Below are 612 nucleotides of genomic sequence, written 5' to 3'. Positions count from 1 at the left end.
CTGCTTCTGGCCGATTCTGTTGAAAAAGTAGCGACCTCCCCGTGCCGACGGCAGAATCACTCTGTCGGTGAGCGCGGGGGCGAACAGCATGATGGGACAGCTACCGGGTGGACAGCAGCGTCTGTTCTACTCGTTCAATCTGGAAGACCACGTCCCAGCCCAACACCTCCTGCGCAGTATCGACCAGAGCCTGGATCTGAGTGACCTGCGCAGCTACCTTGCGGATTTCTATAGCCCCATCGGACGCCCCTCGATCGACCCGGAGTTGATGGTGCGGATGCTGGTCGTTGGCTACTGCTACGGCATCCGTTCCGAGCGACGGCTGTGCGAAGAGGTGCATTTAAATCTGGCCTATCGTTGGTTCTGCCGGCTGGGTCTGGAAGACGAAGTACCCAATCACTCAACCTTCTCGAAGAATCGCCACGGTCGTTTCCGTGACAGCGGTCTGTTCCGTTGGTTGTTCAATGAGGTGCTGCGCCGCTGCATGGCGGCTGGCCTGGTCAAAGGCGAAGGCTTCGCTGTGGACGCCAGCATCATCAAGGCGGATGCCAGCCGGCAACGTGGAGTGACGGGAGATGAAGTCGATTGGCGTGATCCCGCGCTCAGCAGCCG

1 protein-coding gene is annotated in these 612 nt (G+C 59.6%); it reads left to right on the top strand.

Going from position 1 to position 612, the window contains the following annotated elements; translation table 11 throughout:
• Window positions 1-88: 88 nt before the first annotated feature.
• Window positions 89-612 (top strand): IS5/IS1182 family transposase (locus AS93_RS0118090; RefSeq protein WP_037010076.1); only part of this gene is annotated, 524 nt, incomplete at its 3' end.

The organism is Pseudomonas sp. RL (assembly GCF_000647775.1).
Classification (GTDB): Bacteria; Pseudomonadota; Gammaproteobacteria; order Pseudomonadales; family Pseudomonadaceae; genus Serpens; species Serpens flexibilis.
This window is presented reverse-complemented; position numbering and strand designations above follow the sequence as displayed.